This is a genomic window from Seohaeicola zhoushanensis (assembly GCF_014656415.1).
Classification (GTDB): domain Bacteria; phylum Pseudomonadota; class Alphaproteobacteria; order Rhodobacterales; family Rhodobacteraceae; genus Seohaeicola_A; species Seohaeicola_A zhoushanensis.
Genome location: NZ_BNCJ01000052.1, coordinates 1 through 6,461, shown reverse-complemented (window position 1 = coordinate 6,461; position 6,461 = coordinate 1). Strand labels below are relative to the sequence as shown.

Below are 6,461 nucleotides of genomic sequence, written 5' to 3'. Positions count from 1 at the left end.
TGCCGCTGAAGGCGGGTCGATACAACAGGCTGCCGGACCTCAGAGAGACCTGGCGGCTTGCCCATGCCTTGCTGGAGGAGAGCCGCACCACAAGACGCCGCCAGTCGCAGCTTCGCCTGATCAACGAGGCGTTCTGTATTGCGTTCTGGACACTGATCCCGCTGCGTCTGGAAGATGGTCAATTGGTCTGGGCGCGGGACATCACCTTCGACGGTGCGCGCTACCAGGTCGATATCGACACCCACAAGGAGGGCGAGCCGCTCCGGGGTCGACTTCATCCAGGCCTGACGCCGTTCCTCGATGCCCTTGTCTGCCGCGGCATGGATGAGGCCTACCTGGAGCATTTCCGCCAGGACGCTCTGGGGCAGGGGCTGCCCGTGCTGCGGGACATCTCCGGCAGGCAGCTGTCGCGAGATTACCCGTCGGCCGTCTGGCGCAAGCACATGGGGACCGGCGCCCATATCGCGCGGATGCGGATCCATTCGGAGCTTGGGCAGCTCGGACCCGACGAGGTCGAGATGGCGCTGGCGATGAATGCGCAGCGCGATCCCCGCACGCGCCATGCCTACCAGTCCGAGTCCGTCGCGCAGGCGCAGCGCAGACGGGGGCAGGACATGATCGACGCGTTGATGGCAGAGGCCTTCGACACCGTTTGATCCAGGCGCGTTCCGGACCTGCTCCGGAACGCGCCTGCGTGACGTGTGGGCAAGGTGTCGAAGCCCTTGAGGGGGCTCAATGCAGCCAACGACCCGGTGCGCAGCCCATATTGAAGGGCTGAATCGGCGTCGTGAGCCGGGCCTTTCGGCCTTTGGCCCCGCGACCTTGGTGCAAATCGAAGGCGATCCGTGAGTATTCATGGAGGACGTAGGCCGCCAACGCCAGAAACCGATCGCGGGTCTCATCCTTGCCAACCCCGGTCAGATGCATGTTCATGCCGACACCCTCGGCACATCGTGCCGCCTCAATCAAAAGGGCGAGGCCGTCCGGGCTGTCCAGCAGACATCCGTCGATGGCCTTGGCCATTGCGGCGGAGAACCGTCCTGACAGGGCTGCTCGATCGTAGGGTGATCCGGAAAGGGAGCCGAGCATGGCGATGATGTTGTCGGCCTCGCCGAGGAACTCCAGCACCGCCACGCCCACGTGAACGGAGCTGAACGGTTCCATCGCGGTCTCTTGCAGCAAGATCCGTGGATCGTCGGCTGAGAGCACGCCCAACCTTGCGAAGCCTCCCGCAATGATGCGCGGATCCCAGAGCAAGCGGTCGGCGATATCGGCGCAGAAGCCATTGCACCGCTCGGTCCATTCCATGTAGACGGCGATGTCGGTCAGTCGCGCGACCATCTGCGCAAGGTCCACTCGGACGTCCTTGCTCCAATCCCAATCCAGCATTAACTCTTCCAGTTTCCTGGCGAGGCTTGCGCAGGTTCGGCTATTGCAGTCTTGCACCTGGACCTGCCGGACAAGACGTTTGATGCGTCGATCACGGGTCGAGTTTGGCTGGCGCTGAAGGGCACCCAGAAGGTCCACGACATCGAACGGGACATCACTCAGAGAGAGCTTCGGCATGGGGTTCAGGACGGTGGCATGCGCGCGCGGGTCGTCGTGGACAAGAACATTTGCGGCGGCGGATTCGGCGACCACGCTGAAGGGCAATCCGTAGTCGATGGCAATCGGAGAGATCAGATCCGCGTCGTGTCCGCTCATGCCGAAGAAGTCTGCGAATGTGGATTGGGTCATCTTGGGTGTCCTTTCGATGGACTGTTGGTGATGACCATGACCTCGGTTCGAATATTTTCGGCGGAAGCGATGGCAGTGAAGATTTTTTTGAAAAGTTTGTCAGTGCTGTATCCGGAGCGGTGACGTCTCTCCCTGACCGTCAACGCTCACTGATCTGAATGGACCCGGATCCATCTACATGCTTCGCTGCCCTGTTCCGGCAATACGCCGGGCAAGGCGGATGCTATTCCGGCGCACCTGGTCTGGAACGCGGTTGGCTGGGGCAGGCCGAGGAGAGGGATCAGGCCTCCGGCCGGATCCGGGGCGCCAGACTTCCATCGGAAAGGGCATCCCCATCGCTCTACCCCGAGACGTCCGAACCTCTGGTCGATTTCAATCCAGCAACTCGTCCCGCACCCAAGTTGGGAAGTCCCGAGCCATGTGCAGGACGCGCCAGAGGTCGATGTGGTCGCGGCCTTCCGCGTAGAAAGCGAGATAGCCGAACCCCTTCACCGGCCAGGTCCTCAGGCCCGGCCGATCCAGCTCCCATCCGAACCGGGGAGATCCTGCAGCGGGATTGGTCGAGATATGGTCACAGGCCTCTTCGAAGGCTTCGATGAAGCGCAGTGCTGTGTCGAGACCGGCTTCGCGTGCCAAGTAATCGACGATCTCTTCAACATCCCTGCCGGCCGCGCGCCGTGGGACGACGGGCCTTGTCGCGTCCATCAGACCGCGTTTCCGGCGATCCTGGCGGCTCTGTTTCTCAGGTTCTGAAATGTCTGTTTTGTCATCGGCTCACCCGGTTCGCTGGCGCGGCCTTCGTCAAGTAGGGCGCGCAGCGCCTGCCGATCCAGATCACGTCGGATCAGGTCACGCACGTACTCGCTGGACGTGCCGTAGCCACGAGCTTCGGTCTGCGCATCAACCGCGGAACGCATGTCGTCGGGTAGAGAGATGTTCATGGTGGCCATGGCGGCAAAATGTGCCTTATGGCAAAATTTGTCAAGGTTGCAGGCTCTGGACTGGACACTGAAGTTCCCGCGACGAGCCAAGGCGGAAGGCACCGCAAAGGCAAGTCTTTGCCACTGCTCGGCTTCCCGTCCGAACGGGGGGCGCGGTCACCGAGAGCGGGGTGTGAGACGACTTTGATCGGGCGAGATGGAGCTATGCGAAGTGAGGTCTCGTCCGTGGGCGATCTCCCGCATTCACCCTGCATCGAAGAAATGTTTTTGGCCACCCGTGCTTTGGCGCCATCTCCCTTGGGCGTCGCGATGTAGCCAGAGGAGACTATGCGGCGCGGTCCCCTGCAACCCCAACCCATGAAGGGTCAATCATGAAGACCAAGACCTCCCGGCGCGACAAGCGCTACCTGATACAAAACCTGGCGGCCAAGTTGGTCGGCATCACCGCGCCCATGACCTGGGAGCCCGGCTGGTCCCGCATCCTGGTCGGCCCCGCCCGGTTTGATCTCGAATTCTTCGGCTATGGCGGAACGCGTCGGTCGCCGGAGCGTATTCTCGCCGTCGCGTCGGATCGCGACCACATAGCCGTTCGGGAAGTGACCCGGGCCCAGGTCGATAGCCTCGAAGATGATGTGGGGTGCTATGATTTCAGTCCTGACCCTTGGGGCGACGCGAATGCGCTCGAAGCCATGGCCCGGTATATTGTCGGTGTTGACTGCGTCTCGATCGGCCGGTCCCAAAGGTACTTGTAGGTGGTTTCGCGGGCTGGCGCGGGCGTGACACCCCTGCGCCAGCCCGCGAAACCGCCGGGCGTTCAACCGGACCGCAGGGATCAGCGCCAAGTCGTCACGGTGCCCCATATTCGGTCGGTTGCTCGCACCCTCAGGGGGCCACTCGCAGCCTCGGATTAGCCCTCCAGAAGGGGCGTGGCGGCGTAGTCTTCGAAGGCATATGCATTGAAGAACTGGCGTCCGGCGAAGAAGCGCCGCTCGGCGATCGGGAGATCAGCCGCGTCGCAGGCCTCGGACCAATGCGTGGCGCTCAGGTCGATCAATCTGTCGATCTCGGCGCGCGCGGCTGTCGCATCGAGCAGAAACTCCGGTGCTGCCCGTAGGCAGGTAGCGAGCCGCGCCCTGCGGTCTCCAGGAAAAATATTCAACGCCTGGTTTGCCTCTCGACCGCCGCGCGGCTGCGGTGCGATATCATAACCCGGCGTCAGATCCAGGAAGTGTCCGTCCCAGAACATGGCATGATTGCGGGCGTGATCGTCGGTATTGCCGACAAGGACATTGAAGACCATCCGTCGGAACAGCTCGTGTAGATCCGCCGCCACGTTGCGCGAGGATTTGCGCAACCGTTCTGCGATCTCCGTATAGGCGATGTGATGGGCCGACAGCTCCGTCTCCCCGCAGACCGTCAGAGCGGAGACCATGGCGCTGCGGGCAAATGCAACGGTCTGGCCGTCCGGCACGGGCTTGCGGTCAAAGCGTTCGATCAGGATCACATCGCGACCGGCGACCTTCTCAAGCGCGACTGGTGCAACGGAGAGGCCGATCAGTTGAGCAAGTCGCATCGCCAAGAACTCCGCCTTGACCATGGAGATCAGATCCCCAGTGGCGGAGAACTTCGCGATGAGTTTGCGATTGCCAGCTGGATCATCAAGCAAGGCCTTGGGGCGGGCCCCTCCGATCGAGCTTCCGTGCAGGATCACCCGATCCAGCGCCTTTGGTACGGGCTTTCCGTTGGCCACCAGGTCCGCAAACTGCTGAAGCTCTTCGAGTGTCGCCTCGCCGCCCCGCCTCGGAACATAGGTGTCCGGCGAGGACTGAAAATCCAGGGCGCCGATGCGATCTGATCCGGACGCAATCATCAGGGCGGACTCATCAAAACCGTCCTCGACAAGGTCGCGGCCAGTCCGCCCGGTCAATTCGTGGAGAAGGACACGACGCCCCCATCGGTCGGGCAGGGCGTCCCTCAGAGAACTGGCCAGCTCACCGACGCGAGGCTGCTGAGCACCGGCGCGCAGTGGAAGGTCTTCGTAGATGGAGATCGCGCGGTCCCGCTCGAGATATCGGCGGCCATAAGCGAAATCCGCACGGCCTGAAACAGTCCTCAGGGCACCACAGGGCACGGGGTCTGTGGCGCCAGGAAGCCAGATCCAGACATAGACCTGATCCGGGCGGATCAGGGCATCAGAAGTCATCGAAGATATCCGTCTGGGTCCGAGGCTGAGGCAAGAGATCGACCTCGCGCTGCGCCTGGGCGCCGCGATCCCGGATGGTTGCGGGATCACCGCCCATCAACGGGACACCGACCAGAGCCGCGGCTTCCAGGAACAGTCCGATTTCCACCGTCGGCCTGCCTTCCTCGATCGCCCGAAGTGTATTGCGTGAGCATCCCACGCGGAGGGCGAGATCTGCCTGCGACAGGCCGCGGCGCTTTCGGCCACGGGTGATTTCGGCCCCGAGCGTCTGAAGTACGGCGCGCACCAGGGAAGACTGAACGCGATCGGTCATATCGAAGCCTGTTGTTCATTGCAGTACGCATTTTGCGCCATTTTGAGCAACATGGTGAACAATATTGCGTTGCCTGCTGAAGGTCAAGGCTGGCTGGGAGGTTGTTCAGTGAGATGCCTATCATGGCAAGAGATGCCCATCATAATGAACACAAAAGAACCCGCACCGTCGCTGCACGTTGGCAAAGGATGAACCTTGGGAATGGCGCCCACCATGTTCCGGCCCGGCTCTCAATAAGGGTGGCTTCATCTCCGTCGCAAAGGCGCGACGTAGAGCTAGGCTCTGAGGGTCCGGACGCGAGACGCGGGACAGCCAAGACGGCAATTGGGCACGGACAATGAGCGCCTCTTCGGTGAAGCCGGGTATCGCTCCTGAGCGGAATGCCCCTCGGAAGCCATCTTTGTGACAAATATGGCCCCATAGTTGATTGCGGTGGAACTCGCGTTCCACAATGCAACCAAAGAGTAAATCGAGGACATCGTGCAAGATACGCAACACTACGAGCTGATCAATCCGATTGCGGAGATCTATTTTGAGGCCCCCAATGCCGAAGTCGCCGCTTGCGTGGTGTTCCTGATTTCGAATGGCAAGTTTGGCGCGGATCCCATAGAAAGCGACGGACAGAATGTCCCCGTATTCAACGAGGGCGGTGGCCTTTCATGGTTTCAAGAAACCTTCGGCAGGGGGTTCGATGTGAGCCTGCAAGACAACCTACAGGCCATATCGGATGCCATTCTGTCGTTTGGCTACGCAGGCCAGGAAGATCTTGGCCAAATCAAGTACACTGAAGAAGATATCTGTCTTTCAGCCTACGAATTGGGCATCGGTATCGCCAAGAAGCATTCACTGATGCCCTGGTGTGCCGTTGTCGAAGGGGACGACGATGGCTTCGCAGCCCTCGAAAAGCGCTATCTGGAAGCCCACAAGGCAGGCGAGCCCTGGCCCGTGCCTGTGGGCGAAAGAATGACCAACTTCGAGATCGAAGTGGCCAAATTTACGATTGCGACGCATTTTACGCCGATCGACAAGGCTGAGCGGCCACTTGGCGACCTGCCAGACCTACGACGGGTTTCGTAGCTCCGGCGTGAGTTCGGCCAGTGGCAGAGCTACACACGCCAGGAAGGGCTCCCGCGCCAAAACCGGGCCCTTACTCAGCCGACTTTCACGGCGGCGAACGGGATCGACTTGAGTGAGTTCATTCTAGCCGCATGGCCTGCCCCGATCGAGTGGTCCGGTTTCAGTCTTAGTGCATAACGGGTCTTGGTGC

The 6,461-nt window shown here is 61.3% G+C and carries 8 protein-coding genes; 3 read left to right on the top strand and 5 right to left on the bottom strand.

Annotation, left to right across the window (positions count from 1 at the left end; translation table 11 throughout):
* Window positions 1–656: hypothetical protein (locus tag IE266_RS26505; RefSeq protein WP_189683149.1), on the top strand; the 656-nt coding region annotated here is incomplete at its 5' end.
* Between the two features lie 76 nt (window positions 657–732).
* Here IE266_RS26505 and IE266_RS26500 read toward each other — a convergent pair.
* The 3 genes from IE266_RS26500 to IE266_RS26490 all read right to left on the bottom strand — a co-directional run bounded on the left by IE266_RS26500 (window position 733) and on the right by IE266_RS26490 (window position 2,687).
* Window positions 733–1,737, bottom strand: coding sequence for a hypothetical protein (locus tag IE266_RS26500; protein WP_189683148.1), 1,005 nt, complete (start codon window positions 1,735–1,737; stop codon window positions 733–735).
* A gap of 372 nt (window positions 1,738–2,109) precedes the next feature.
* A complete protein-coding gene (locus IE266_RS26495; protein WP_189683147.1) occupies window positions 2,110–2,442 on the bottom strand; it encodes a type II toxin-antitoxin system RelE/ParE family toxin in 333 nt (110 codons plus the stop codon).
* The gene (locus IE266_RS26490; RefSeq protein WP_189683146.1) at window positions 2,442–2,687 is read right to left on the bottom strand and encodes a ribbon-helix-helix domain-containing protein; all 246 of its coding nucleotides are present in this window, start codon (window positions 2,685–2,687) and stop codon (window positions 2,442–2,444) included. Before IE266_RS26490 ends, IE266_RS26495 begins: the two co-directional genes overlap by 1 nt.
* 362 nt (window positions 2,688–3,049) lie before the next feature.
* Between IE266_RS26490 and IE266_RS26485 the strand changes: the two genes are divergently transcribed.
* Window positions 3,050–3,430 (top strand): hypothetical protein, encoded by a 381-nt coding sequence (locus IE266_RS26485; protein ID WP_189683145.1) that lies wholly within the window; start codon window positions 3,050–3,052, stop codon window positions 3,428–3,430.
* 155 nt (window positions 3,431–3,585) lie between these two features.
* Here IE266_RS26485 and IE266_RS26480 read toward each other — a convergent pair whose 3' ends face one another.
* Together IE266_RS26480 and IE266_RS26475 are read right to left on the bottom strand one after the other, a co-directional pair.
* Window positions 3,586–4,881: a type II toxin-antitoxin system HipA family toxin gene (locus IE266_RS26480; RefSeq protein ID WP_189683144.1), complete on the bottom strand. Its 1,296-nt coding sequence runs from the start codon at window positions 4,879–4,881 to the stop codon at window positions 3,586–3,588.
* Window positions 4,871–5,194, bottom strand: a complete 324-nt coding sequence (locus IE266_RS26475; protein WP_189683143.1) for a helix-turn-helix transcriptional regulator — start codon at window positions 5,192–5,194, stop codon at window positions 4,871–4,873. The genes IE266_RS26480 and IE266_RS26475 overlap by 11 nt, the downstream gene beginning before the upstream one ends.
* 480 nt (window positions 5,195–5,674) lie before the next feature.
* Between IE266_RS26475 and IE266_RS26470 the strand changes: the two genes are divergently transcribed.
* The gene (locus IE266_RS26470; RefSeq protein WP_189683142.1) at window positions 5,675–6,271 is read left to right on the top strand and encodes a hypothetical protein; all 597 of its coding nucleotides are present in this window, start codon (window positions 5,675–5,677) and stop codon (window positions 6,269–6,271) included.
* Window positions 6,272–6,461 lie beyond the last annotated feature (190 nt).